24 protein-coding genes, 1 tRNA gene and 1 pseudogene are annotated in these 25661 nt (G+C 63.7%); 4 read left to right on the forward strand and 22 right to left on the reverse strand.

Features of this window, described 5'->3' with window-relative positions:
* Positions 1-198 precede the first annotated feature (198 nt).
* The 14 genes from pyrR to BLT68_RS01955 all read right to left on the reverse strand — a co-directional run bounded on the left by pyrR (position 199) and on the right by BLT68_RS01955 (position 13169).
* Complete coding sequence (pyrR, locus tag BLT68_RS01890) at positions 199-762, reverse strand: bifunctional pyr operon transcriptional regulator/uracil phosphoribosyltransferase PyrR (protein WP_050694765.1); 564 nt, start codon at positions 760-762, stop codon at positions 199-201.
* Positions 763-833: 71 nt separating this feature from the next.
* Positions 834-1007, reverse strand: a complete 174-nt coding sequence (locus BLT68_RS09065) for a hypothetical protein (protein ID WP_232618781.1) — start codon at positions 1005-1007, stop codon at positions 834-836.
* An 821-nt stretch (positions 1008-1828) separates the two neighbouring features.
* Positions 1829-2470: a transcription antitermination factor NusB gene (gene nusB / locus BLT68_RS01900; RefSeq protein ID WP_050694766.1), complete on the reverse strand. Its 642-nt coding sequence runs from the start codon at positions 2468-2470 to the stop codon at positions 1829-1831.
* Entirely contained in the window at positions 2470-3033 is a 564-nt protein-coding gene (gene efp / locus BLT68_RS01905; RefSeq protein ID WP_050694767.1) for an elongation factor P, read from the reverse strand. The genes nusB and efp overlap by 1 nt, the downstream gene beginning before the upstream one ends.
* Positions 3034-3057: 24 nt before the next feature.
* Complete coding sequence (locus BLT68_RS01910) at positions 3058-3582, reverse strand: shikimate kinase (protein WP_050694768.1); 525 nt, start codon at positions 3580-3582, stop codon at positions 3058-3060.
* The gene (aroB, locus tag BLT68_RS01915; protein ID WP_074632604.1) at positions 3579-4661 is read right to left on the reverse strand and encodes a 3-dehydroquinate synthase; all 1083 of its coding nucleotides are present in this window, start codon (positions 4659-4661) and stop codon (positions 3579-3581) included. Before aroB ends, BLT68_RS01910 begins: the two co-directional genes overlap by 4 nt.
* Positions 4658-5164, reverse strand: coding sequence for a shikimate kinase (locus BLT68_RS01920; RefSeq protein ID WP_050694770.1), 507 nt, complete (start codon positions 5162-5164; stop codon positions 4658-4660). The genes aroB and BLT68_RS01920 overlap by 4 nt, the downstream gene beginning before the upstream one ends.
* Positions 5161-6372 (reverse strand): chorismate synthase, encoded by a 1212-nt coding sequence (gene aroC / locus BLT68_RS01925; RefSeq protein ID WP_074632606.1) that lies wholly within the window; start codon positions 6370-6372, stop codon positions 5161-5163. Before aroC ends, BLT68_RS01920 begins: the two co-directional genes overlap by 4 nt.
* Positions 6373-6429: 57 nt before the next feature.
* Positions 6430-7482, reverse strand: coding sequence for an FKBP-type peptidyl-prolyl cis-trans isomerase (locus BLT68_RS01930; protein WP_050694772.1), 1053 nt, complete (start codon positions 7480-7482; stop codon positions 6430-6432).
* On the reverse strand, positions 7479-8864 hold the full coding sequence (gene pafA, locus BLT68_RS01935; protein ID WP_050694773.1) for a Pup--protein ligase: 1386 nt from the start codon (positions 8862-8864) through the stop codon (positions 7479-7481). Before pafA ends, BLT68_RS01930 begins: the two co-directional genes overlap by 4 nt.
* A 1-nt stretch (position 8865) precedes the next feature.
* On the reverse strand, positions 8866-9042 hold the full coding sequence (locus BLT68_RS01940) for a ubiquitin-like protein Pup (RefSeq protein WP_050694774.1): 177 nt from the start codon (positions 9040-9042) through the stop codon (positions 8866-8868).
* Between the two features lie 23 nt (positions 9043-9065).
* Positions 9066-10586: a depupylase/deamidase Dop gene (gene dop / locus BLT68_RS01945; RefSeq protein ID WP_070779041.1), complete on the reverse strand. Its 1521-nt coding sequence runs from the start codon at positions 10584-10586 to the stop codon at positions 9066-9068.
* A complete protein-coding gene (gene arc / locus BLT68_RS01950) occupies positions 10583-12127 on the reverse strand; it encodes a proteasome ATPase (RefSeq protein ID WP_074632608.1) in 1545 nt (514 codons plus the stop codon). The genes dop and arc overlap by 4 nt, the downstream gene beginning before the upstream one ends.
* Positions 12120-13169 carry a tRNA (adenine-N1)-methyltransferase gene (locus BLT68_RS01955; RefSeq protein WP_050694777.1) on the reverse strand — a complete coding sequence of 350 codons (1050 nt, stop codon included), beginning with the start codon at positions 13167-13169 and terminating at the stop codon, positions 12120-12122. The genes arc and BLT68_RS01955 overlap by 8 nt, the downstream gene beginning before the upstream one ends.
* 79 nt (positions 13170-13248) lie before the next feature.
* Between BLT68_RS01955 and BLT68_RS01960 the strand changes: the two genes are divergently transcribed.
* Together BLT68_RS01960 and BLT68_RS01965 are read left to right on the forward strand one after the other, a co-directional pair.
* The gene (locus BLT68_RS01960; RefSeq protein WP_050695765.1) at positions 13249-14103 is read left to right on the forward strand and encodes a RecB family exonuclease; all 855 of its coding nucleotides are present in this window, start codon (positions 13249-13251) and stop codon (positions 14101-14103) included.
* Between the two features lie 4 nt (positions 14104-14107).
* Entirely contained in the window at positions 14108-15040 is a 933-nt protein-coding gene (locus tag BLT68_RS01965) for an aldo/keto reductase (protein ID WP_050694778.1), read from the forward strand.
* Positions 15041-15154: 114 nt separating this feature from the next.
* On the opposite strand, the gene BLT68_RS01970 is transcribed toward BLT68_RS01965, so the two are convergent.
* The 6 genes from BLT68_RS01970 to BLT68_RS01995 all read right to left on the reverse strand — a co-directional run bounded on the left by BLT68_RS01970 (position 15155) and on the right by BLT68_RS01995 (position 18540).
* Positions 15155-15430, reverse strand: a complete 276-nt coding sequence (locus BLT68_RS01970; RefSeq protein WP_050694779.1) for a hypothetical protein — start codon at positions 15428-15430, stop codon at positions 15155-15157.
* A gap of 33 nt (positions 15431-15463) precedes the next feature.
* A complete protein-coding gene (locus tag BLT68_RS01975; protein ID WP_050694780.1) occupies positions 15464-16561 on the reverse strand; it encodes an NAD(P)/FAD-dependent oxidoreductase in 1098 nt (365 codons plus the stop codon).
* Positions 16562-16632: 71 nt separating this feature from the next.
* Positions 16633-17148 carry a pyrophosphohydrolase domain-containing protein gene (locus BLT68_RS01980; protein WP_050694781.1) on the reverse strand — a complete coding sequence of 172 codons (516 nt, stop codon included), beginning with the start codon at positions 17146-17148 and terminating at the stop codon, positions 16633-16635.
* Positions 17145-17828, reverse strand: a complete 684-nt coding sequence (locus BLT68_RS01985) for a DsbA family oxidoreductase (protein WP_232618780.1) — start codon at positions 17826-17828, stop codon at positions 17145-17147. Before BLT68_RS01985 ends, BLT68_RS01980 begins: the two co-directional genes overlap by 4 nt.
* Positions 17829-17885: 57 nt before the next feature.
* Positions 17886-17972: transfer RNA gene (locus BLT68_RS01990), tRNA-Leu, on the reverse strand.
* Between the two features lie 79 nt (positions 17973-18051).
* Positions 18052-18540 carry a MarR family winged helix-turn-helix transcriptional regulator gene (locus tag BLT68_RS01995; protein WP_050694783.1) on the reverse strand — a complete coding sequence of 163 codons (489 nt, stop codon included), beginning with the start codon at positions 18538-18540 and terminating at the stop codon, positions 18052-18054.
* Between the two features lie 87 nt (positions 18541-18627).
* On the opposite strand from BLT68_RS01995, the gene BLT68_RS02000 reads away from it, so the two are divergent.
* Positions 18628-19299 carry an HAD family hydrolase gene (locus BLT68_RS02000; RefSeq protein WP_082175842.1) on the forward strand — a complete coding sequence of 224 codons (672 nt, stop codon included), beginning with the start codon at positions 18628-18630 and terminating at the stop codon, positions 19297-19299.
* 6 nt (positions 19300-19305) lie between these two features.
* Here the strand turns inward: BLT68_RS02000 and BLT68_RS02005 are convergent.
* Positions 19306-20824, reverse strand: a pseudogene (locus BLT68_RS02005) (helix-hairpin-helix domain-containing protein); the annotation flags it as partial.
* A 348-nt stretch (positions 20825-21172) separates the two neighbouring features.
* Here BLT68_RS02005 and BLT68_RS02010 point away from each other — a divergent pair.
* Positions 21173-22246 (forward strand): zinc-binding dehydrogenase, encoded by a 1074-nt coding sequence (locus tag BLT68_RS02010; RefSeq protein WP_050695767.1) that lies wholly within the window; start codon positions 21173-21175, stop codon positions 22244-22246.
* On the opposite strand, the gene BLT68_RS02015 is transcribed toward BLT68_RS02010, so the two are convergent.
* Positions 22227-25361: a DEAD/DEAH box helicase gene (locus BLT68_RS02015; RefSeq protein WP_074632609.1), complete on the reverse strand. Its 3135-nt coding sequence runs from the start codon at positions 25359-25361 to the stop codon at positions 22227-22229. The genes BLT68_RS02010 and BLT68_RS02015 overlap by 20 nt on opposite strands.
* Positions 25362-25661 lie beyond the last annotated feature (300 nt).

Below are 25661 nucleotides of genomic sequence, written 5' to 3' on the forward strand. Positions count from 1 at the left end.
CATCGGGCGTTGAATTCCGCCAATTGGGACGAGACTCTGGCAGCGCAGCTTGTGTCATCCGAGCAGCGAGCGCGTTGAACGCAAGGCCCTGCAAGGGCTGGGGCTCAGTGCCAGGAAGAACACTCCCCACCCGCCTGTTGTGCACGCGAGAAAGCGGGCGTAAGCGCCCGGGTCCCGGGCATAGAGCCGGCTTCTCATCTACCAGCCTTTCCCCAAAAGCACGCCGTCGCGCCCATCTGTTTCGTCGAGCAAGATGGTGACGATCTCATCGCGCGAAGTCGGCAGGTTCTTTCCAACGTAGTCCGCTCGAATCGGAAGCTCCCGATGACCGCGGTCCACCAAGACCGCTAACTGGACGGCTGCGGGGCGACCAATCCGGGTCAGCGCGTCCAGCGCTGCTTTGATGGTGCGTCCCGTGTAGAGGACGTCATCAACGAGGACGACGGTCTTTGCATTGATGCCGGTTGCCGGAATCAACGTCTCTTTCGGAGTGCGCAGCGGCTGGCTGGCCAGGTCATCGCGAAACAGTGTGGTGTCGATGATGGCCAGCTCCGCGTAGGTGCCGGACGCTTCCCGGATTCTGTTGACGAGCCTGCGAGCCAGCGTTGCGCCACGAGTGGGAATGCCTGCGATGACGAGGTCCTCGCTGCCTCCATTGCGTTCAACGATCTCGTGGGCGATCCGCGTGAGGGAGCGTGTTATGTCGCCGACTCCCAGTACTTCTTTGCCGCGCTGAGCGCGATCAGTGTGCAGTAGTGCCACTGCCTACTCCTTCCCCGCCTCACGGGACGGTTATTAAAGGATCGTATTTCCTCCATGATACGCGCTACCTGTTAGCGGACCGCGGCCATCAGGCGCGCCACCGGGGAAGCGTGCACGTTGGGCGTGCCCAGCAGGATGGAACCCTGATAGCGAACGTCCAGTGGCGTGCCGTCCAGGCGCGTGGCTATCTTCTCTTCAATGGCGCGATCAACGGACGTGACGAGGTCGTTTCGATGTGACTTCATCTGCGTGTCCAGCGCAAGGTGAGGGTTCGTGCGATCGCCATTCCTTCTTTACTCGCGCTCATGGCGGCAAAAAGAAGCTGCACGCGGTCGTCATAGTTGCTCATGCTTCATCCTTCGTTGCACTAAATTCGCGGTCAGCGCGCAGGCTGCGTTCTTTAAAGAGAACCGCCAGAAGAACCAGGCAGGCTAGACCCACGTTCGCTAAGGCGAAGAGCTCCGTAACGGCCGAGGATCATCCGCGCAAGTGCCCTCTCAGGATCGTCACCCCCGTCAGGGGCTATTACCACGTGAGCACAAAGCCCAATGAGAATCAAGGCGACACCGGAGGCGAGCAGCAGAGCCAAGACGATCGTCTTTGTGTTCTTGCCATCGATGAAGAAACCGAGAACGAGTCCTCTGAATCCGTACGTGAGCGAGAAGGCGAATCAGATGGCTCCGAGCTGGGTCGTCGTCAGCCCTACCTGATCGACGGGGAACGGCTGGGCGGACTTGAAGTTTGTGCGAGGCAGATAGAAGCCGCCGTAGACAACGGCGAGGACGGCGTGAGTCGCCAGAAGCTGCGCCAGCCATTGATACCCCGTATGGGTATATACATATACCCATACGGGGTATGCTGCTATCGATACGGATTACGAGCCGATGATCGATGCGACGGATTTCCCACCGCATTCGTGAGGCACGGGCCAGCTACGGATGGGCCACGGTACTGGGGCGAAAACTAGGTGAGCCTCACTTGGTCCCAGCACGGGCACGAAAAACGCGCAGTAGTGGCCGCCACGCATTTGCGTGGCGGCCACTACTGCGCGTTAGGCTACGCGGTCCTAGTATTCTTGAAGCAGCTCGTCTAACTCGTCCTCAACGCTTACTCCATTGAGCGGCGTGGCGCCCGCGGGTAACGATCGAGCAGGTGCCTCCTGAACGGGTCGAGGATCGGTGCGCGCAGGTTCAACCGCACCTTCTTCGCCTCGGCAATCACCATCGGATGAGGTCGCGCCATCTGAGGCGTCCCTGCGCGACCACGCCGGGCAAGCGAGATCCTTGCGGATGGCGTCCAGGACCGCGTTGACGAAGGAAGGCGACGTGTCGGTCGAGATGGAACGTACGATCGAAATGGCCTCGTCGATAACGATGATCGGCGAAACTTCTTCGTTTTCCAGCATCTCCCAAACCGCCACGCGCATCACCGCAAGATCGACGGCGGCGATTCGGTCCAGGCCGGGCACGCGCGCGTGGGCCGAGATCAGCGAGTCAACGCGACGCAGATTATCCGCCACTCCCCCTATGATCTGGATGGAAAACTCCGGCAGCGGAGTCTGGGCAGCGGTAACGACGCGACGCTCGCGCAAAAGATCGCGCAGCACGTCGGGATTGGATCCCATGCCGCGCTGATCGGCCTCGTAAACGACGTCGGCCGCACGCTTACGCGCCTTCGTACGCGAGGTGAAGCGGTGCTGCTTCGACATTACTCGTTCACGCGACCCGAGTACGAGCCATCGCGGGTGTCGACCTTCACTCGGGTACCTTCCTCCATGAAGAGGGGAACCTGGATCTCGTAGCCGGTCTCAAGCGTTGCGGGCTTCGTTCCAGCGGAGGAGCGATCGCCCTGCAGTCCGGGTTCTGTGTGCGTGATAGTGAGAACAACGGTGGCGGGCAGCTCGATGAAGAGGACGGTGCCGTCGTGCTGGGAGACGATGACGTCCTGGTTGTCCACCATGAAGTTTCGGGCATCGCCCACGATCTCGGCAGGAACGTTGATCTGCTCGTAGGTGGACTGGTCCATGAACACGTAATCCGTGCCATCCTGGTACAGGTAGGTCATGTCGCGACGATCGACGGTCGCGGTTTCGATCTTTAGACCGGCGTTGAAAGTCTTATCGACGGTCTTTCCCGACAAAATGTTTTTGATCTTGGTGCGCACGAAGGCCGGGCCCTTACCGGGCTTGACGTGCTGGAACTCGACAACCTGCCAGAGCTGACCGTCGATCACCATAACCAGGCCGTTCTTCAGATCATTTGTCGTTGCCACAGGGGTACCTCACTCGTAAAGGAATCAGTAATCAGGGGTCAGTCTACACGCGCGAGCCACACAATCCGCGACTTCTCGCGGGGTCAGGGCACTCGTATCCACTGTTGCATCGGCCACGGACTGGTACGCGTCACGGGCCTGCGCCATCAGCTGGGCCAGCATCGCTCGGGGGGCACCCAACCCAACCGAACGCGGAGCGCCAAGACCTTGTCGGTGAGATACCGCTGAAAGGTCGGCTTTCAGCTCGACGACAATCGCACCGCGGTGACGCGCGTTTTGGATGGCCGAGGCCGTGGCGGGGTCAAGCGGCTGCGAGGCGCCGAGGGTGACAACGCCCTCCTTGCGCTCCAGGGCGCGTTCGGCCTCTTCTCGGGCAACATCCGCCAGTCGGCTATCTCGTCCCACGACGAGGGAACGCATGTTCGCTCGAAGACGTTCTTCGACCGCGCAATCGACCTCGTGCAGCGAGAGGTGATGCAACTCGGCCAGCACCCTGCCGACGGTCGTCTTTCCGGAGCCCGTAACCCCGATGAGGACGATCAGACTCATGCGGCAATGCCGATAGCTCGGGCCGCCTCGACCAGCTCCGAGAAAGAAACGGCTTCGATGCGCGGGTTTGCGACGCCGTCCAAGAGGACGAAGCGCGGCACACCGCGGCGCACCTTCTTGTCGGATGCCATGATCTGCGTCAATTCGTCAAGGTTAGTGTCCTCGTATCGGATGGGCAGGCCAACGCGGGAGAAGAGAGCGTCGTGGCGCGTAACCTCTGCTGCGCTCACAAGTCCTCGCCCTGCGGCCAAACGGGCCGCAAAGCAGCACCCCACGGCCACCGCGTCACCGTGCCGCCACGTGTAGTTGTTCGCCCTCTCGATCGCGTGTGCGAGGGTGTGCCCGTAGTTGAGAATCTCCCGTAGCCCGCCCTCGGTGAGGTCTGCGGAGACCACGCGCGCCTTGACAGCGACTGCCCGAGTCGTGATATCTCGCAGCTGCGAGCTGTGTGCGTCGAGCAGCGTTTCAGCATCGGTCTGCTCAACGACCGTGAGGATCTCAGGGTCGGCGATGAACCCGCATTTGATGATTTCTGCGGCGCCTGCGGCCAGGTCGCGGCACGGCAGCGTAGCCAGCAGGTCCATGTCCGCAATGACGGCCGCAGCGGGGTAGAACGAGCCGACCATGTTCTTGCCGGCACAGGTGTTGATGCCTGTCTTACCGCCGACCGCAGCGTCCACCATCGCCAGCAGAGTTGACGGAACATTGATGAGGGTGACACCACGCAGCCACGTGGCCGCGAGAAAGCCAGCCATGTCTGTCGTAGCTCCGCCGCCCATCGCGATGATCGCATCCTTCCGCCCGAGTTGGAGCTGCCCGCACCTGTCCCACAGGGATGCCACGACCTCGATCGTTTTTCCTGCTTCGGCATCCGGGTGGTCGGCGGTGTCCACCCGGTAACCGAGCGACCTCAGGTGGTCGGCCAGCATCGCTGCTCGCTGGGCGAGTGGGCTCGCATGGACGATGAGAACCTTGGTGGCCGCTTCATCGAGCGCAGCAACGATGGGAGTGAAACCCAGGTCGCGACCAACGGTGATCGTTGAGGGTTGCGTACCAGTGACGGTAATAATGGTGCTCATAGCTGTTCCAGGTTCTCGATGATGGTGGCGACCACGTCGGTGGCGGGGCCAGGACCCGTAGGGACGACGAACGTCGCGACGGCGCGGTAGTGGTGCTCGCGTTGGCGCCGCAGACGAAAAAGAGCCTCGGAGGGGCCATCCGCGAGCAGCGGTCTGTGCGTCTTCGACGCGGTGCGCCGCACCAGCTCGTCGTGCGGCGCGTCAATGTAGACGACGGTGTGTCCCAATAAAAGCTCGCGGACTGCTTCGCTTGCGGCGGCTCCCCCGCCCAGGGAAACCACCGCCTCCTCCCGCAGCGCATCTGCGACAGCATGCACCTCGAGGGCTCGAAATGCCGCCTCGCCGTCGGTGAAGATCTCGGCGATCGATCGCCCCTCTCGCTGAACGATGAGGTCATCCGTGTCAATGTGAGCGGTGCTAAGGCGGTGCGCGAGCACTCGCCCAACCGTCGACTTACCCGCACCGGGAAGCCCGACGAGGACGATGGGCAGGGCGACACTCATGCGCGCTCTTCCACGCGAGCCATGTAGGACCTCAGGTTCCGGCGCATCTCCCCGATCGAGCGACCGCCGGCGTGATCTGAGAGGGCGTCGGCGAGAACGAGGGCAACCTCGGCCTCGCAGATGATAGCCCCGGGAACGACCTGGCACGTATCCGAGCGCTGATGGAACCCGACGGTTTCTTCTCCGGTCGCCATATCGACGCTGCGCAGCGCGCACGGGACAGTCGAAATGGGCTTGAATGCTGCGCGAGCCACAATGGGGGCTCCGTTCGACGTTCCCCCCTCGATGCCACCCGCGTGGTTTGACGCGCGCGTCAAATGTCCGCCATCACCGCTAACAATCTCGTCGTGCGCCGCGGAACCCGGCAGCGCGGCCTGGGCAAATCCATCGCCGATCTCGACTCCTTTGACTGACTGGATGGACATGAGAGCGCCGGCGATTCGTGCATCCAATCGTTCCCGCGCAGTCACGTGCGATCCGAGTCCAACCGGCACGCCGTACGCGATGACCTCGGCGACACCGCCGATCGTGTCACCCGAGCGCCGTGCCTCGTCGACGGCCGCCTCAAAGCGCGCGTTATCCGAGGGGTCGAGCGTTCGCATCGAGGCCGCGCATAGCACTTCCTCGTCGGCGGGAGTGGGAACGAGCGAGGCCCGGGCGCGCTGGCCGCCGACCGCGAGGACGCGCGAGACCAGGTGGGCATCGGCAACCTGCGCCAACAGGGCTTTCGCCAACGCGCCGAGCGCGACGCGAGCCGCCGTCTCGCGGGCGCTGGCGCGCTCAAGCACCGGCCTGGCCTCGGGGAGGTCGTAGGAGAGCATGCCGGGCAAATCCGCGTGTCCGGGGCGGGGCCTGGTCAGGGGGCGGTTGCGGGCGATCTCGCGTTCGTCGCCCGAGCCTGCGTTGATGAGCAGGGCCCGCGGATCCACGGGGTCGGCGCTCATGACCGTCTCCCACGCGGGCCATTCAGAGTTCGCGATCCGTATCGCGACGGGCGCACCCGTCGTCAGGCCGTGCCGCACCCCGGCGAGGATCGTCGCCTCGTCCGCTTCAAACTTCTGGCGTGCACCGCGTCCGTAGCCCAGGCGGCGATGGGCGAGTCCCAGGCGCACGTCCTCGGTCGTGATCCGCAAGCCCGAGGGCAACCCCTCGATGGTTGCGATCAACGCGGGCCCATGCGACTCTCCGGCGGTCATCCATCTCAGCATGTCCCCCAGTGTCCCACAACGCTCTCGCCTCCCGCCCGGTGGCTCTCACGGGGTGAACTACTGCGATTGAGCGGAATTACCCGCGGATTGCCCGCCCCCGGGTTCGGTGCCCAAAATGTCGATGACGATGCACAAAGTGTCGTCGCCGGCGGCCAAGTTCGGGGGAATAGTGATAGCGAGGCGCGAACCGACCTTCTGATCGACCAGCGCGGACACGAGTCCGCGCATCGCGGTATTTAGATTGACCACTTCGGGGACCCCCGTCTCCCACGTGGACACCCGCACGCCGCCGTCACTCCACCCCACGACCGTGAACTGTGCGACGACGCGATCACCGTCATGGACCTGGACGCCTTCGCCCTTGATGAGGGTCTGTGTCGTCACTCCGCCCGGGAGAGTGCTGCCGTGGCTGATAAGGGGACCTTCGGGACTTATTTCGACGCTGAGCGGACCCACGCTTGCGTCGACCGCCGTGCCCGTGGCGATGGAGGGCAGGATGTCGACGACATCTACTTCGACCTTGTTCTCGGAACTATCCGAGCCTTCGGCTGGTGCGATCGTGCGAAAAGCGAGCAGTCGCGACCCCTCATGTTTGCCGATCACCATGCGCGCCAGCTCCGCGTTGATCTGGTCGGAACCGACGATGCCCAGGCTCATTTGCGGGCGGCCCGACTCTGAGAGCATGCGTCCGCTGGAGCCATCGAACGCAGTGATGGCAACGAGAACCGGCGACCCCTCCGTTATCTCGCGACCGCTACCTTCCTCGATGACACGAGCTTTGAAACTGTCTACCTCAAGGGGAGCCTTGATGTTGATCGTGGGTGTCGCCCCGACGCGTCCGGAAACACTGACACGTTCAAACAGGGGAAGCAGGGTCGACTGAGTGACTGCCTCCGGAGCCAGAGTCGGCTCCCGCGGTGTCGTCGGCCATAATGCCCACCACACGATTCCCACCCCGCCCCCGATCAGGATGATGGCGAAGAGGAAGCGAGAAAGGACCGATGCGCGCGATGGGCCACGCTGGCGCGCGGCCCTCGCGGCCGCCCGCTGGGAGGAGCCTTCCGAGCGGGCAGCGCTCTTCGGATCTGGGGTGGACGATGTGTGGCTCATGCGGGAATCGTAGGAGACTGTGCATTAATCTGCGCGATGAGTCCATCGACGCGCGGGTCGACCGTGGCCAACGGATCCTGGAGGGACAGCGGAATAGTGCCGGAACCGTCCAGACGCACGTGTACCCAGTCGACGCTCAGGTCCGCCCGCGCATCCTCGGCCGCAGCGATGATGCGTCCACGCAGCGCAGCGCGCGTTGTGGCGGGAGGAGTCGTTTCGGCACGCGCAACCGCCTCCGCTGTCGTCAGGCGGCGCATGAGGCCGCCACGCTCCATCCGTTCGCGCAATCCCTGCGCCGTGATGTCACAATAGGACAGCTCGAGGCGCGCCACGCGCGGATCCGACAGATCGACTCCGGCGCGGGCGCAGTAGGACGACAGCAGCTTGCGCTTGATCGCGATATCAAGCTCGGTTTCAATGCCGCTCCAATCCCCGCTCGCGATAGCGTCCAGACCCCTCCCCCACAGGTCGACCACGTAGGCCCGCATGGGATCCAGCTCGGCGGGCGCGATGCGTGAGAGCACCCGCTCGCGGATCTCTTGCTGCAACGCAACGGCACTTGTGAGCCTGCCGCTGGCCAGTTCAATGGGGGCGCCGCCCGTCAGATCAGCATTAATCTCGCGAATTGAGCGCATTGGGTCCGCGAGGGCGAGATCCTCCATGCGTAACCCATCCTCGATCGCGCCGATCAGCAGCTCGGTCATCCCCACCTTCAGGGCGGTGGTGGGTTCCGCAACGTTCGTATCGCCGACGATCACGTGCATACGTCGAAACGCGCCGGAGTCGGCCAGTGCCTCGTCACGCGTATTGATGATGGGACGAGAGCGCGTGGTCGCCGAGGACACCGAATCCCACATCTGGTCGGCGCGCTGGGAGAACTGGAGGCAAGGGGACGCGGTGGCGGTGTTGATCCAGCCGTTGCCCACCAGGATCTGGCGCGTCACAAAGAACGCGACAAGCGCGTCAGCGACCTGACGGAAGTCGCGCCGACGGTGAAGCAAATAGTTCTCGTGACAGCCATAGGAATTGCCCTGCGAATCCAGATTGTTCCGGAATAGATGGATCTGCAGGTCGGTGCCCAGCTCCAAGAGAGCCCGATCCGCTTGCGAGGCCAGGCCGGCAAGCATCGACGAGCCGGCGCGGTCCTGCTCAAGCAGATCCTCCAGCCGATCGCATTCGGCAGTCGCGTACTCGGGGTGTGCTCCAACGTCCAGGTAGAGGCGTCCGCCGTTGCGCAGGAATAGGTTCGACGAGCGACCCTGGTGGGTCAGTGGCTCGAAAAGCTGGCGAGCGGCGTGCTCAGCGTCCATCGGGGCGCCACCGGTTGGAGAAGCGGACGTGAGCCCGTACTCCGTTTCGATGCCGAAAACTCGACGCCTCACCTCACTGGCCGCCCTTCTGAACGAATCCCTGAACGAATGCCTCCGCGTTGGTCTCCAGGACCGAGTCGATTTCGTCCAGCAGCGAGTCTATCGAGGAGGTACGTGCCTGGACGCGCCCCGCGCTGTCCTGCACCTCGTCGTCGGGGTTGGGGGCTCCGGCAAAAATCTGGTTCGACATGTTGCTCTCTTCTTTCGTTCGTTTTAGCGGGTGGACGTGTCGCGCGCGTTAGCGATCGGGAAACGGACCAGGTCGCCCGAACCGGGATCGAAGACGAGCGAAGTCCACGAAGCCTTGACCAAATCGGGACGGTTCGCGACCGCCCAGCCACGCACCCGTGCACGCGTATTCGTCGGCGCACAGTCCGCAGCGTGCTCGACCTCCTCGTCGGTGACCAGACGCGTCACCATCCCAGCTTTCGCCAGCCGGTAGGCCAAACCGCGGCTGGGTCGCAGGTCCGCCCACTGAAGATCGATGGCTGCCAGACGCGGATCCTTCCAGTTGAGGCCAGCGCGTTCCTTCTGGCGTTTGACGAGCTGGTACTTGGCGACCCATTCGACATCGGAGGCAACCGAGAACAGATCTGCGCGCATCCGATCCAGGACGGACTGCCAGAGCGTCAGGATCTCCCGGTCTGCGTCCGTGGGTTGTGCGCCGGTGCCTGCGAAGGTATCGAGCACCAGGTCGAGATAGATCTGCTGGATTTCGGCGGCGGTGTAGGACCCGCCCGCGGTGCTCACCGTGTAATCGAGATCGGGGTGGTGAGAGACGTTCCAGGTCTCTTGGACCGGATCGTCCATGGCCACGCTGTCCCAGCGCATGTCCATACCCTGCTCGATCGCCCACAAAACGAGCGACGTCGTGCCGAAACGCAGGAACGCCGACACGTCGAACATGTTGCCGTCGCCGCCGATAACGTGCAGCCGACGGAACTGAGCGGGATCCGCGTGCGGTTCGTCGCGCGTGTTGATAATCGGTCGGTTAAACGTCGTCTCGAGGCCGACCTCATTCTCGACGAAGTCTGCGCGCTGAGACATCTGGAAGCCCGGAACCTCGCTCTTTTGGCCTCTGCCGACGCGGCCGGCACCGCAGATGACGGGCCGAGTGACCATGAAGGGCGTCAAACCGCGGACGATCGCATCAAGGTCGGTGGCGCGAGGCATCTGATAGTTCTCGTGAGTCCCATACGCGGCCCCCTTGCCATCGGTGTTGTTTTTCACCAGCACGATGGGGGCCTCCCCCTGTTGCTCAAGCCGCTCCATGACGCGACGTGCAACGACCTCGCCCGCACGGTCCCACAGCAGGGCGTCTCGGGCGCCGAGCGTCTCGGGCGCCGAGTACTCGGGGTGGGCGTGGTCGACATACAGACGCGCCCCGTTGGTTAGCACCGCCGCCGTCGCGGCGGGCAGGGCCATCTCCTCAGCCGTCGGCCTGGGGACGCGTTCGCTGCCACCGGAAGGAGCGAGATGATAGGGGTCGTCAGTTAGCAGGGAAGGGTCCACAGTAGCGCGTGACATGCGCATTCCCCGCAGGTCATTGAGCGGATCCTCACCTGCGTAGTCCCAGCGCACGACCCCCCGCGCCTCGGAGACGGTCCCAACTCGGCTGATCTCGCCGTAGGCGGAAACCACCCTCGTGGACAGGGCGATAGGATTCGCCCACGCGTCGCCCGGCCGGTAGACCCCGTATTCGGTCTCCGTTCCGATAATGCGTTCGCTGCTCATTTGATTGTCCCAATCGGCTTGACGCTGACAATCTCGGGCGCAAGCCCGCTCGTGCGAGCCCAGTCCTCCGGCGACGAGGTTGCAGCCAGCTCCAGGGACTCGGCCATTTCCTCGTGCACGCCGTGCAGCAGGTGTTCCATGCTCAACCCGTTTGAGGCGCCGGACAGGGCATCCTTGATGGCGTACTTTTTCGCGCGTTCCACGATGCCTGCAATCAGTGCCCCCGATACCAGGTCGGAGAGGTAGATCCGCTTGTGGTCGCCGCTAACGAGGGTGGCAAGGAACAGGGCGGTCGTCTCGTTACGGGCATACAGCGCGTCAACTGCGTGCCTACTCATGCCCGCCGCAGCCTCAGCGACCCCACCGAAGCGTTCAATCTCGACCGCGCTAATCGGCACCGCGGGGGTGAGGTACTTCGAGAAGATGTCGAGGGCACCCGCCCGGTCGGGTCGATCGACCCTGATACGCACGTCCAGACGTCCCGGACGCAAAACCGCCGGATCGATCATGTCAGCTCGGTTTGACGCTCCGATGATGACGACGTTATCGAGGGATTCGACGCCGTCCATTTCGGCGAGCAGCTGGGGAACGATCATGGTTTCTACGTCCGAGGAGACCCCGGTACCGCGCGTTCGGAACAGCGCCTCCATCTCGTCGAAGAAAACAACCACGGGGGTGTCTGTGGCGGCCAGTGTGCGCGCACGCGCAAAGATGGCGCGAATCTGGCGCTCTGTCTCACCCACGAACTTGTTCAGCAGCTCGGGTCCCTTAATCGACAGGAAGAACGTCGACGCTCCGCCACGCTTCGACAATGAGTTCGCCACTGCTTTAGCGATCAGGGTCTTGCCCGATCCGGGGGGACCGTAGAGCAAAATTCCCTTGGGAGGCCGCAAACCAAAACGCCGATACAGATCCGGGTGGTTAAACGGCATCTCGATCGAGTCGCGCACCTGAGCGATCTGTTCGTCGAGGCCCCCGATATCCGCGTACGTGACGTCGGGGATCTCGGGGGTCAGGAGCTGCTCCACGTCTTCGCGCACGACGCGTTCCAGTGCGATCCCAGCGCGCGGGTTGGCGACAAGCGAATCACCTGGACGCAGGTTGCCGTGACGCAACGGCCCGGCCAGTTCAAGGAGCGTTTCCGCGCCGCCCTCGGTCGCAACGAGCACGCGGTCGTCGCCCACCATTTCCAAGACGGATACGACCTGACCAGACCGAGCGAAGCCGTCGGCGGCGACAGCAACCATCGTGTCGTCAAGGCGCACCCACTGACCGTAGGACAGATCCGCCACGTCAAGCTTCGATGAGACGGCGACACGCATCCGCTTCCCACCCGTCACCACCTCAATCTGACGCGACGAGGGGTAGGCTCGAACAAACGTCGCGAGGGTCTGCGGCGGGCGCGAAATATCCGCAAGTTCGCCCTGCAAACGGATGAGCTCGGTGCGCGCCGCGGTCAGGGCGCTCGTGAGCCGCCGGTTTTTTTCCTGGAGCGAGATAAGGCGCCGCTCCAGCGCCTCGTGCTCCGCTTCGTCATTCATCGTCGCCGCCCTCTCGCCCCGCGCGCGCCCACGTATCAGCCTGTGCAACCACGTCGCGACGCACCTTGCGGACCTTCTTCACGGAGTTTACCCGTTGGCCAACCTTTTCAAGCGTCCAGTCCGTTTCCTCATCCCACGCGCCCCCCAGGCCCTCGGCTGCCTTCGCGGGCCGGGTCGAACGCTGTTGGGGGGAAACGCCCGAGGCCAGCAAGCGGCTAACGACGAGGAAGCCCGTGTGCGCCACCATGCGGTGTTCGGGACGCACGGCTAGGCCGTCGAGATGCCACTGACGGCGCATGTCTTCCCACGCGATCGGGTCCGTGAAGCGCTTCGACGCGCGCAGTTCCTCCACCAGCCGCGACATCTGCGTCACCGTGGCCACGTAGCAGACAAGCACTCCACCGGGGATCAGGGCGCGGGTGATCGCCTCGATGTTTTCCCAGGGGGCCAGCATGTCGAGCACGACGCGATCGACGCTGCCCGGATCGACGGCTGCGAGCACATCACCTACGTCGCCAACTCGCAGATCCCAGGCGGGGTGTCGGCGCCCGAACCACAGGTCGACGTTCGCCGCGGCGATGTCCGCGAAATCCTGACGCCGCTCGACTGAGATCAGAGTGCCGCCCGGCCCCACGGCGTCCAGGAGCGCCATCGACAGCGCGCCCGAGCCCGCCCCGGCCTCAACAACCGTCGCCCCGGGAAAGATGTCTCCCATGTGCGTGATGACGCCGGCATCCTTCGGATAGACGACAGCCGCTCCGCGGGGCATCGACATCACGTAATCCACCTGGAGGGGACGCAGGATCTGAAACTGACGCCCCTCGTCGGTGACGATCACCTGACCGTCGGGGGCTCCGATCACGTCGTCGTGGTTAAAACCGCCGCGGTTGGACTGGAACCTGCCGCCACGCACCAGAATCACCTGGTGGAAACGCCCCTTGGGGTCGCGTACCTGGACGCGATCTCCCTCGGTGAGAGGGCCCCGACGGGTGGGTTGGCCACATGCGTTGACGCTATCCGACTGATTACGCTGAATGCTCATTACGTAAAGGATAGCGCCTGGGCACAGCTGAGCCCACGGCAGGACACAGATGCACACGAGAGGGGTTAGCGTGGTATTCATGACAGACCTGATCGCCCCCTCCCCCGATACGCGCACGTGGGATCCCGCTTTATCGGCCTCGCGGGCGAAGGAGTACGAGCGTTGTCCGCTGCAGTATCGCCTGCACGTGCTGGACGGCTACCGGGAGCCGGAGAGCCGCGCAAAGGCACTGGGAACCGTCGTGCATGCGGTCCTTGAGAACCTCTTCGCGCTGCCGCCGAAGCAGCGCACGCCATCTGCCGCGCGCTCACAGGTGGCCCCCCAGTTCGAGGCGTTGGCGGAGAAGAACCCCGGCGTCAGGCAGCTTTTCGTCGATGACACGGACCGGGAAGCCTGGCTGGAGGACGCACGCGGCGTCATTGACGGGTATTTCGCGATCGAGCAACCCCAGTGGATCGCGCCTGCCGCCCGCGAGCAGCGCGTGACGACGACCACCGAGGGAGGGGTGCGGCTGCTCGGATTCATCGACCGCATCGATCGCGCGCCCGATGGACGTCTGCGGGTCGTCGATTACAAGACGGGAAAGGCTCCCTCTCCCCGATATGTGGACGAGGCGCTATACCAGATGCGCTTTTATGCCCTGCTGTTGGCGCGCACGCAGGTCCTGCCCTCGCGCATGCAGCTCGTCTACCTGCGTGCGGGCCAGGTCCTCACGCTGGATCCTGCCCCCGAGGATATCCGACAGTTCGAGCATCACATCGACCAGCTCTGGAGCCGTATCGAGCACAATATCGCGAACGATTCCTTCGAGCCCCGCAAAAATCCCCTGTGTAACTGGTGCGGAGTACGTTCGCTGTGCCCCGTGTTTGGCGGCACCACTCCCCCGATGCCGACGCAGCACGCCCGGTGGCTCGCGCGGACTCGGCTAGGCTAGAGGCATGGATCTAAACCAATGCGGTCGTAGCGGCTTCTACCTCTCGGCGATCGGCCTGGGCACGCTCACGTGGGGGCGTGACACAGATGGTCCCGAGGCCCTCGAGATGCTCACGCATTTCGTCGACGCGGGAGGTAACTTCGTTGAGTGTTCGGCCTCCCACGGCGACGGCATGGCTGTTGACGTCCTATCCGAGGCGATGACCTCCGTGGGCCGCCACCGTGTGGTTGTCGCGTGGCGCGGTGGCGTGCGCCGCGCGGCGGATGGAAACTGGGTGGGCGCTGCGGGCCGGGGTGATCTCCTGCGAAGCTTGGACGACGCATTGGCGCGTCTGGATACCGACTACGTGGACGCCTGGATGGTGGAGCCTCGCGTAGATGTTCCCCTGGCAGAAACATTGGAGGCCGCCTCGCTGGCCTATCGGAGTGGTCGAGCCCGTTACGTCGGAGTGTCGCGGGCATCGCACTGGCAGTTGGCTGAGGCAGTGACGCGCGGCGAATTGGGGGCTTGTGCCCCGATTACGCTCGTGGAATTCCCCTTCTCGCTGGCGAATGCGGCATGCGCGAGGACCGTGTCGGAGCTTTCTGCTCGCGGCATCGGAGTGGTGGCAGCCTCAGCGTTGGCTGGCGGAGCGCTGACGGGTAAGTATCGTCATACGACGCCCGCCGACTCACGGGCGGCCTCACCCCATCTGCGTCACACGGTGGAACCCTACTTGGCAGGCCCCGCACGCGCGGTCATTGAGGCTGCTTCGCGCGCGGGGGCTGGCTTGGAGCGTTCGACGGGCGACGTCGCTTTGGCATGGGTGCGCGATTACCCCGGAGTGTCGACCGCGCTCGTTGGCCCGCGCACGGTTCGTCAGCTTGATGCTTTGCTTGACTGCTCCGACCCGTTGCCGGCGCCGATTCGTCAGGTGCTCAGCGAGGTCGCGCAGTAGTTTTTGCCGTAGCTTCCGCAACCTGGGCGAATTCGACCGCGTATCGAAGAACGCTGAGGGCCCGAACCGGCTGGTTCGGGCCCTCAGCGGTACGCGAAAAGATCCGCGTGGGATTCAGTCATCCACTTCGACGAAATCGTCATCGTCGTCTGCGTCTTCCTGGTCGTAGTCCTCGCCGTCCTCGTCGGAGTCATCGAGAATGTCGAAGGGCAGTTCAACACCCAGCTGGGTAAAGAGAATGTCGTCGTAGGTAAAGAAGGCGTCGCGCAGCGCCAGTTCAGCCGCCTCGAGCGCGGCATCGTCGGCCTCGTCTCCATCGCGGGCGATGTCAAAATGATTCTCGAACGCGTTCAGCAGGCGCGTCAGCGCGCGGCGGGCATCTCCAGTCATGCCGCCCATTCTACCGTGAGAACACGCACTTTATCAGGGCAGGTTGAGCTGTGAACGAATGACGGACACCATCAGGTCGGTTCCTTTGATTTCCGCGGTCTGATCCGCACCCAAAATACGGGTCTGGCCGTCCGCGTCAAGCAGCTGTGAGGCGCCCATGTTGGGCCCCAGCGGCAGGATGACCCATTCCTTGGTCGGCTCGTAGGTGACGACGGGAGTTTCCCCCTCGATCTGAGCCGAAATATTCGCAATAACGACGCGTGCCTGTTGGCGCGCCGCGTCAGCACGCTTGGATTCACGCACATCCGTGAGATCGCCGACTGCGTAGACGTTGGAGTGGTTGATGACCTGCATGGTCCCCTCCACGCGAATCGTTCCGTCTGGGTGCATGGCGGACTCGTACTCGCTACCGATGAGGAAACCGGTGTTCGCGCGAGCACCATAGCACTGGAACCACAGATCCGCCTCGATAACATCGCCGTTCTTGGTTGTGACCATAAAGTGAGCCAGATCTCCGACGTTCTGCGGAGGCAGGTAGGCGAGCTCGGAACCGGTGACGACGCGCACGCCGAGAGCCGCCAGCTGCTCGCCAATCTCGTCGCGAAGCACATCGGTGTAGCCGGGAGTGCCCAGGATCCGATCCGTGGCCTCGACGATCGTGATGTCCAGTCCGGGGAACGCGTTCGCGAGCTCACCCGTCAGCTCGATGCCGACGGTTCCGCCGCCGACGATCATGACGGAGCGCGCACGAGCGAGATTCTCGTGCAGCTGCTCAAGGCGCGCCTTGGCCACGGAGGAACGGAAGGAAGAGTACTTGGCCGGGAATGGGTAAGTCGAGCCCGTCGCAAAGACAACGTAATCGGCCTCGATCGGATCGCGGCCGAACACGTGGACGGTCGTGCCGTCAACGCGCGAAACGGTGCCGTGAACGACCTCCCCACGGCTCAGAAGGTTGGTGTAGGGCATGAAGATGGCTTGCTCCCACACGGTGTCGACCGCGGCGCGCAGAGCTGCCGCGTGGTGGACGAACTGATCCTTCTGTTCGATGAGGATGACGTCCGCCAGGGGGTCAAGTCCCTTGGCGACCGTGACGCCTCCATATCCTCCCCCGATGACTGCGACCCGTGCCATGTCTTTCCTCCTTATGAGTCAGCCGCGTCTATTGTGGCATCTGATGGGCGCGAACGCGCGTGCTGGGGACATTAGTCCGTGCTCGAGGTGGCCACAGGGTCCTCAAGCCCCAGCCCGCGAGCGATGTTCGGCGGAAAAAAGTTGGGGCCCTTGAGTACTTTTCCGTCCTCGCGGAGCTTAACGGAGCCGTCGGGCATCAGTTTGGATAGGTTGGAGGCCTGCACCTGGGCGAGAACCGCGTCCAAGTCAATTCCGGACTCAATCGCCATGCCGTAGATGACGTACACCAGATCCGCCATGGCATCCGCAGCCTCAACGAGATCGCGTTCCCCATCGTCTGCGGCCACCGCCTGGGCGGTCGCGGCCTCGATAATCGCACGCGCCCGCTTACCGTAGATGGCGCCGATCAATTCCGCGAACTCTTCGGCGATGAGGCCGACGCGCATGCCCATTCGGTCGTAGGACAGGGTCGGGTCGTCGCAGGGGCGAATCGGAACGTCATAGGTTCGATGGAACTGCATGACCAGTTCCATGGGGCTCACTGACCTCGAAAAAGCGGGCGATGATGTGATTGATTTGTCGCTCATGGGCGATCCTTTCTCGCGTTATCCCAGGCCGTCGCCAGGATGGTAGAAAATGCGGTGATTGTGTGGTGCCCCTCAACGAGGAACTGCCCATCGAGGATGTAGGTGGGGACGGTGTTGACGCCCGCGTGCATGGCCAGCTGGAAATCGGAGTAGACGCGCGAGGCCCATTCCTCGTCGCTGACGGCCTGTGCGGCAAGATGCCCGGACATGCCGACATCCTGCGCGCATCCGATCAGCACGTCGGGGTCGGAGATGTCGAGTCCCATCGTCAAGTGCGCGCGCATGATCGCCTCGGCCACCTTGAGCTGCAACGAGGACGGGCCTCCAACGGTATCCGCGTTGATGTCGGCGTCGTGTGCGGCCGCAATAACCCGGTGCGCGCGGGACGTGGGAGCAATGATCAACGAATCGAAGTCAAAGCGAATGCCCTCGCTCGCACCCAGCGCGCACATGCGTTTGTCGGCCGCACGAACCTCTTCGAGGGTGGCCGCGCCGGATTCTACGAGGGCCACCACGCGCGGCTCCTCAATGGCGGCATCGAGATCCGGGTCGAGCAGGAATGCGTGCAGGTAGACCTCGGTCGCATCGCCGTGATCGAAACGCTCGAGGGCTGCGCGCAGGTGACGCAGACCCAGGTAGCTCCACGGATCGCAGGTGTCGAGCCACATGTCTATACGCACGGCGCCTCCTAGTCATGCACGGAAAACCCCGGGGCCTTGGGGCCCCGGGGTGTCTCGTGCGCGGAGGGGGACTTGAACCCCCACCCTCGTAAAATGAGGACTAGCACCTCAAGCTAGCGCGTCTGCCTATTCCGCCACCCGCGCAGGTCAGCGACGCGAACCGTTGTGATCCGCAAGCGGATAGAAGCCTAGCACGACCTGGTCACCATACGCCAATCGAAAGCTAGGTGTCCTTCCGATCACCGCGCAGGCGAGAATCGAGGGTCGAAAATACCTGTGCAATCGAGTCGATATCTTCGTCGGTCATGCCGTCCAAAAGGTATTCGCTGACCGTTTGCTGATGCAGCTCTGTGGCAGCAAGCACAGTCTCGACCCCCTGTGTCGTCAGGCACGCATCATATCCTCGGCGATCCGTCTGAGAGGGGATGCGCTCCACCCAGCCATCGCGGGACAGGTTTGAAACCAGGTACGTAACGCGCGAGGGCGAATAGACAACCTGATCTGCGAGCTCGCCCATGCGCAAACGATGCCCCGGGGCCTCCCACAGGGCGAGGAGGATGTTGTAGTCGGGCATGGACACCCCGTACGTGCGCTTCAGGCGCGTCTCTAGGATCCCCTGCAGGCGACCGGACGCCTCGAAGAAGACCCGCCACGCGGCTGCACGCGCATTATTGGCCTGATCAATCGGCGTGAGCCGCGCTCGTAATTCCATATCCCCTCCTTCTGGTCGTTTCGGATGCTCTTCTCGGGATAATAGGGCATAGTGACTAAGAAAGCACCAACAACGTGGGGGATTTCAGTGTCTTTGAGCATTTCCGTTGTCCTTTTTGATGTCGATGGAACGATCGTCGATTCCGCTCCTGCCGTGATGCACGCTTTTCGTCGCACATTGTCAGACTTCGATCTTCCCATCCCCGACGACCGGCGCCTGCGCACCTACGTCGGCCCTCCCCTGTGGCATTCTTTTGCCGACCTGGGCTACTCGGGCACGCTCCTTGCCGACCTCGTGGCCGGTTACCGCCGCAGGTATATGGATCATTATCTGGATCCCCAGCCCTTCGCGGGTATCCCCTCCTTGCTGTGGGATCTCAGCAGGGAGGGGATACCACTTGCGACTGCGACATCGAAGCAGGCGCCAATGGCGTTGGCGCAAATGAAACACCTGGGGCTTTCCGGAGCGTTCAGTGTGATTGCGGGCGCGACTCCCGACCCTTCTTCGACGAAGGCGACCGTCATTCACGAGGCGTTGGCACGGCTGGCTGAGCTGGGCACGGATGTGTCGCATCCACTGATCGTCGGAGACTCCGTGTGGGACGTGCGCGGAGCACACGAGGCCGGTATCCCCGTCGTCGGAGTGGGATGGGGGTATGCGACCGAAGATGGCCTGGATGACGCGGACGCTGTGTGTCAGACGGTTGAGGACCTTCGCACCTTCCTGCTCGCAGGGGCCGCGAGGAAACCATTCGACTGACGTCTCCTAGCGGAAGGCTCGGGAGCGCTCCTCGACCGGGAGATTGACGGACGTCAGGCGGAAGGCTCGAATGCTGATCGCGCCGTCCCATTCGAGTCTCCCCCGAACGAGCAGCGCCGCTGATTCGAGGCTCACGCGGCGAAACTTTTCCCATGCTCCAACGGGGACGGAAACGTTTACGAACCCGGTTTCATCTTCCACAGATAAGAACGTGACGCCCCTACCCGTGTGAGGTTGCTGGCGGTGAGTAACCATTCCGGCCACATCGACAATTCTGCCATCCAGGTGTCGCCCCAGATCGGATGCCCTCAGTGTTCCCGGGGGCAGGGTGCTCCTCACGCAGCAGAAAGGGTGCTCGCCGGGCGTCAGTCCCATCGCGCGAATGTCGGAGCACATGGATTCTGTGTGGGACAGCGGGGACAGATTGGGGGCCCGCGTCCCAATCTCACTTTCCGGTAAGAATGGTTGCCACTGCCCTGAGTGAGTCTCACAGATCGCCAACGCTCCTGCCGCCCACACTCCCTCGCGGCGCCCCACGCCCAGGCATTCGAGCGCGCCCGAAAGCGCCAGCTTCTCCATGTCCCCCGCGCTCAAATGGGCCATCCGCGCCAAATCGGCCTGGCTTTCGAAGATTCCTCCCTCCCTGGCCTCAATGATTCTCTCGGCTGCCCGTCCCAGGCCTCGCACCTGGGACAGGCCGATAGGTACCGCCAGCGTGGGATCCGCATCCAGGGGGACAATCTGGCGAGAGGGAAGCGGATCCGCGCGCCCGGCTCGGTAGATGTTTCCAAACGAGCCTTCTCCCACCCGCCCTACTCCGGCTTCCAGGAGCGAATCGTTGACAGAAGGCCCCAGGATCCTCACCCCGTGCCGACGCGCGTCCTGCACCAGAGTCGCCGGCGAATAGAAACCCATCGGCTGACAGGCCAGGATCGTCGCATAAAAGTGTTCGGGCGCATGCACCTTCAGCCATGCGGATGCGTACACGATGTGCGCGAACGAAAAAGAATGAGACTCCGGGAAACCGAAGTGTGCAAAGCACCTGAGCTGTTCGTATATGCGCTCGCGGGTGGGTAGGTCGATCCCGCGCACTTTCCTCCCCGCCATGAGGTTCCCCTTGAGGGCCTCCATGCGTTCGGTGCTTCGCTTGGCGCCCATGGCGCGACGCAGCTGGTCCGCCCGGGCACCGGACAGGCCCGCCGCATCCGATGCAATGTGCATCAGCTGTTCCTGGAACAGTGGCACTCCCAAGGTCTGACGCAGCGCGGGCTGAAGGAGCGGATGCAGGTAGGTCACCTCTTCACGGCCAGCACGACGACGCAGATAAGGATTGACCGCCCTTCCCTGCATGGGGCCCGGCCGCACCAGGGCCACCTCTACGACGATGTTGTAGAAACAACGCGGCTTCAACCGAGGCAACGTGTTCATCTGCGCGCGACTCCACCTGGAAAACACCCACGGTATCTGCGGCACACAGCAGGTCGTACACGCGCGGATCGTCCTCGGGCAATGTATGCAGCCCAAGGAGTGCTTCCTCGCCTTCGCGCAACGCGCGATGAGCCCACCCCGTAGCGGTGGGTGCTCGCCACCGGGCGGACGGGGGGCGCGCGCCCCCCGGTCAGCACGATCAGGTCTCTCCCAGCCCCACTCACGTCGTTGAGGCTGTAGCGCGGGGCACGATTCCCCTTCGCCGTCAAAGCCCGCTCACTCATCGCCCCACCAGATTCGCGTATCCCCTATCAGGAAGCTAAATGCGCTGTGAGCGTGCAGTTCCGCGTACCGTCGTTCATTGACCACACCCCCATTCTATCGAACAAATGTTCGATAGAATGGGGGTGTGTGCCGCATGACATATCCTGGTGGCATGGACTTCATGTACGCGGCGTCACTCGAATCACCCGGCTCACTGACCCTGCAGACGCGTCCGCTGCCGCCTGTGGGGCCACGCGACGTCCTCCTCGCCATCGAGGCCACGACTCTGTGCGGGACAGACCTGCGTATCATGACGGGGCAAAAGACGAACGGCGTTACTCCCGGCGTGGTTCTGGGGCACGAGATTGCCGCACGCGTCTGGCGAATCGGAAGCGACCTGACTCCCGGACGCGACGTGCCGGCACCCGGCACACAGGTGGGGCTGGCCCCAGAAATTGCCTGCGGGCGATGCGGTCCCTGCAGCGTCGGACGCTCCAACGTCTGTACGAATATGCGGCTATTTGGAACCGGGGTTGACGGCGGGCTCGCAGACTTCGTCCACGTGCCGAGGCACGCACTGGCATGCATCACCCCAACTGAACGCGAGATCGCTCCCTCTCTCCTCGCCTTGGCCGAGCCCCTTTCGTGCTGTCTGCGGGCCGCGAGCCGCCTGCCCATCGGGCCCGGTTCGCGCATCCTTATCATTGGGACGGGCCCCATCGGCCTCATCCACTGCGCGCTGGCCTCTTCCTTGGGCGCAGAGGTGATGGCGTGCGGTCGTCCCGCCCGTCTCGCCCCGGCCCTTGGCCTCGGGGCCCGGGCCACGACGTCTTCCCAGGGCACCGACCTCGTCCGGGATGTGCGCGAATGGACGAAAAACCTCGGCGCCGATGTCGTCATCATCGCCGTGGGTGATCCACGCCTGGTATCCATCGCCGCCCAGTGCGCGGCTGTCGGTGGACACGTCTCGTGCTTTGCCGGTTTCCCGCAAACGACGCTCGCCGAAATAGACCCGAACCTCATCCATTACCGCGAACTCACCCTCTCGGGCAGCGCCAACGCGACACTGAGCGATTACGCTGCGGCCGTTGATGCTCTATCGAATGGAAGGATCGACCTATCCCGTCTCATCACGCACGAGTTCCCCCTGCGAGACGTTATCCCAGCCCTCGAAGCCGTGCGCACACGTGCAGGACTAAAAGTTGCCGTGTACCCCGATCCTTCCCGCTCATGTGCTAGTCGAGGAGCCCCCTGAAATCAGCAGCACTCAAGCGCGCCCCCGTGCCTGTCCCACTCATCACGGACGAAATCAGCTGCCGCTTGCGATCCTGCAGCTCCACGACCTTCGCCTCGATCGTGTCAGCGGCGACCAAGCGGTACACGTTCACCTTCTTCGTCTGGCCGATGCGGTGCGCGCGGTCGATCGCCTGTTCCTCGGCAGCGGGATTCCACCAGGGATCCATCACGTACACGTAGTCCGCTTCTGTCAGGGTCAAGCCAGACCCGCCCGCTTTGAGCGAAATCAAAAACACCTGTGCCCGCCCCGAGCGGAAGCTCTCGATCACGCTATCGCGGTCCCGCGTGGACCCATCTAGCTGCGCGACTAACACTCCCCGGCGTTCCAAGACGTGACGAATGCGCGCCAAGAAGGATGTGAACTGGCTAAACACCAAGGCACGATGCCCCAGTGGAACAATCTCGTCCAGGCGATCGGCCAGGTACTCAATCTTCGCGGACCCCACGTGGGCGTACGACTCACCAACGAGCGCGGGGTCCAGCGCCAACTGGCGCAACCTCGTTATCGAGGAGAGCACGCTCATTCGATTCGCATCCATATCAGAGAGCAGATCCAGGATGCGGGCGCGCTCACGCGCGAGATGCTGGTCGTAAATTCGGCGATGCTCCTGACCCAAGTCGACGCGCACGACGTCAACGACCTTGTCGGGCAGATCCTTGGCCACCTGTTCCTTCGTGCGACGCAAGATGAACGGTGCGACGTAGGATGTCAGGCGAGCGAGCTTCACGAGATCTGCGCCGTGTTCGATCGGTCTGCAAAGCTTGTGGCGAAAGACGTCCCACGGCGGCAGCAGGCCGGGGCAGGCCAACGAGAGGAGCGCCCACAGGTCGCTGAGCGAGTTTTCCATCGGGGTGCCGCTGACCGCCAGCCTCCACGGCGCGTCCAACTCGCGAAGCGCCCGATACGTGGCGGTACGGGGATTCTTGACGGTTTGCGCCTCGTCGATGACGACGCCGCCCACGCGGATATGCTTCCACTGGTCCGACTCCAGGCGAAGCAACGTGTAGGAGGTGACCACCACGTCCGCCCCATCGATTTCCTGCTCGAGGCCAGTCCCTCTCCGGGCGGATGTTTCCGTCACCGCGCGCACGCGCAGTGACGGCATAAACTTCGTGGCTTGCTCGCTCCACACCCTCACTACAGAGGTCGGGGCGACCACCAAAACAGGAGCTCCGCCGAGCCCCGCGCCCCGCGCATGCATTGCCGCAATGGCAGAGAGGATCTGCACGGTCTTGCCCAGGCCCATGTCGTCAGCAAGGATCCCTCCGAATCCTTTGACCAAGCGAGCGGTTAGCCACGCGTGACCATCCAGCTGATACGGACGCAGGATGCGAGCGAGAGCGGGTAGCGGCGGCAGTCCTTCGTCGCCACGGTTTTTGAGCGCAGCGACGCGCGTGCGCCACTCCTTCGACGCATGAACGCTGTCGGCCTCGCTCGCCAGCATGTCGAAAATACCGACCTGTAGAGCCGACAGGCGCACCCCTTCGCCCTCCCAGCCCACCAACGCGCGCGCCTCCTCCAGTAGCCCCTCAAGCAAGCGAATGCGATCTCCATCCAGACGCACCCACACGCCGTCGACTGGAACGTATCTCTCCCCTCGTCCAAGGGCTTTCAGCGCCTCGCGTACGCTGATCGAGTGCTCCCCCAGGCGTAGCCGGACGTTCAGATCGAACCAGTCCGTCCCATTCGCCTCAATCTGCACGTCGACGCCCATGGCATCGTCACATACCTCGATCTCGCGCACGTCCTGTTCGATGTCCCACACGAGGCCATCTGGCGCCTTACGGTCCACGACAGCCGTCAGAAAGTCCGGTACCTGCCACGGAGAGATGCGCACCGTTCCCGCGAGGCCCGGCCACGCCGCGCCGCCCCGCGACCGCCCCCACCGGTCGATGCGACGCACCAGGGCGGACACGACCTCGTCTCTCAGACAGTGGACAATGGGTGTGCGCGAACGCGACTCACCCATCGTGTACTCCGCCCACCAGCGCACAGCGACCGAATCGCCATCGCGGCGCACCGTCCCCACGATGACAACCTGGGGGGCTGTGCGAGGATCGAAGCTCCCATCGGAGGAACTGATCGCAAAACGCCTGCGCAACTCGGGCAGCCAGGTTCCACGAAACTCCGCGATGTCGGCTGAAGGAATTCTCAGCGGACGCTCCAGGGGGAAGCCGTCGAGCGAGGCGAGGCCCTCGATGCGCGCCACGCGCGTGCCGCCTTCGAGGAACAGCAAACCCGTATCCCGATCGATGCGGGGAAGCTGCACGACTCGTTCCCCATTGCGAGCCACCACCCGTACCCCCAGCCCCGCTTCGTCCGACACCACGTCGATATCCGCATCCCAGGTCGCATGCGACACCACGAAGGGGTCCTCGTCCGCCGTCGACGAGAACAGCTCCACCCCCGCGCGCACGAGTCGATTCAGCCACGCGTACGCCTGCTCGCCCAACGATGTCAGAGTCACCTCCGTCCTGGAATGCCACGAACGAGACTCGCGCGACAGACGGTATCCCTCGCGCAACAACGATACGTGGGTCGGATCCAAACCGTCCGTAACCGACGCCCACTGCGTGGCCGTCAGGTCGAGCCACGAGGCCCGCTTTGCCGTCCAGCTGGCCCCGGTCCCTCTGCGCAACGGCGTCAAAGTAGCTTCCGCGCTCGGGTCGTGTGCGTCAACCACGAGGGCGAGCGGTTCGCCGCGCCGCTCGCGAGCGGATCCGAGCACCCTTTCCAGGACGCGGCTCCACTCGGGCACACTGAGCTGGCACTCACGTGCCTCTTCGCGCGCGGCGATCAGCGTTGCGACTACATGAGGGCAATCCGAACGCAAGGCGCACGCACACGCCGCCGTCGGGCGAAGCGCCCCCAGGGTGATGCGCACGCGATAGGCGAGCCCGGCCTCCTTTACTCGCGCCTCCACCCGCGCACCGGCTTCGTCCCACGCGAGCTCTCGCACCGCTCCCCCGCGCACCAAACGCAGGCCGTTCGCCCACGTCGCCGGACCGACAAGCGCCATCAAGTCGTCGTCAGACATCGAAGCGAGAGTTTCGCGCAGCGATGAAAATATCATCCTTTCAGTCTACGGCACGGCCTTCTTGCGCATCGCCGCGTCAGCCGTCAATTCCCTCTGGCGCCCACTCGCCCCCATTCCACAGGAGCAGAACGCTCCTGCCGTCCTCGAGTGCGGCACGCATGTAGGCGCGGGGAGATCCTTTGCCCACCGGGCCATCACGATACGGCTGCGCGGATCGCACCCTCCCTGCACGTAGGGAACCAGGAGAGCATCCGGCCCCGCATTGCCTGTATGCGCATGGCGCTGCGCGACACATCCCGTTCTCGGTTTCCCCTTCCCCACAACGAGGCTGCGCGA

The organism is Schaalia meyeri (assembly GCF_900105015.1).
GTDB lineage: Bacteria > Actinomycetota > Actinomycetes > Actinomycetales > Actinomycetaceae > Pauljensenia > Pauljensenia meyeri.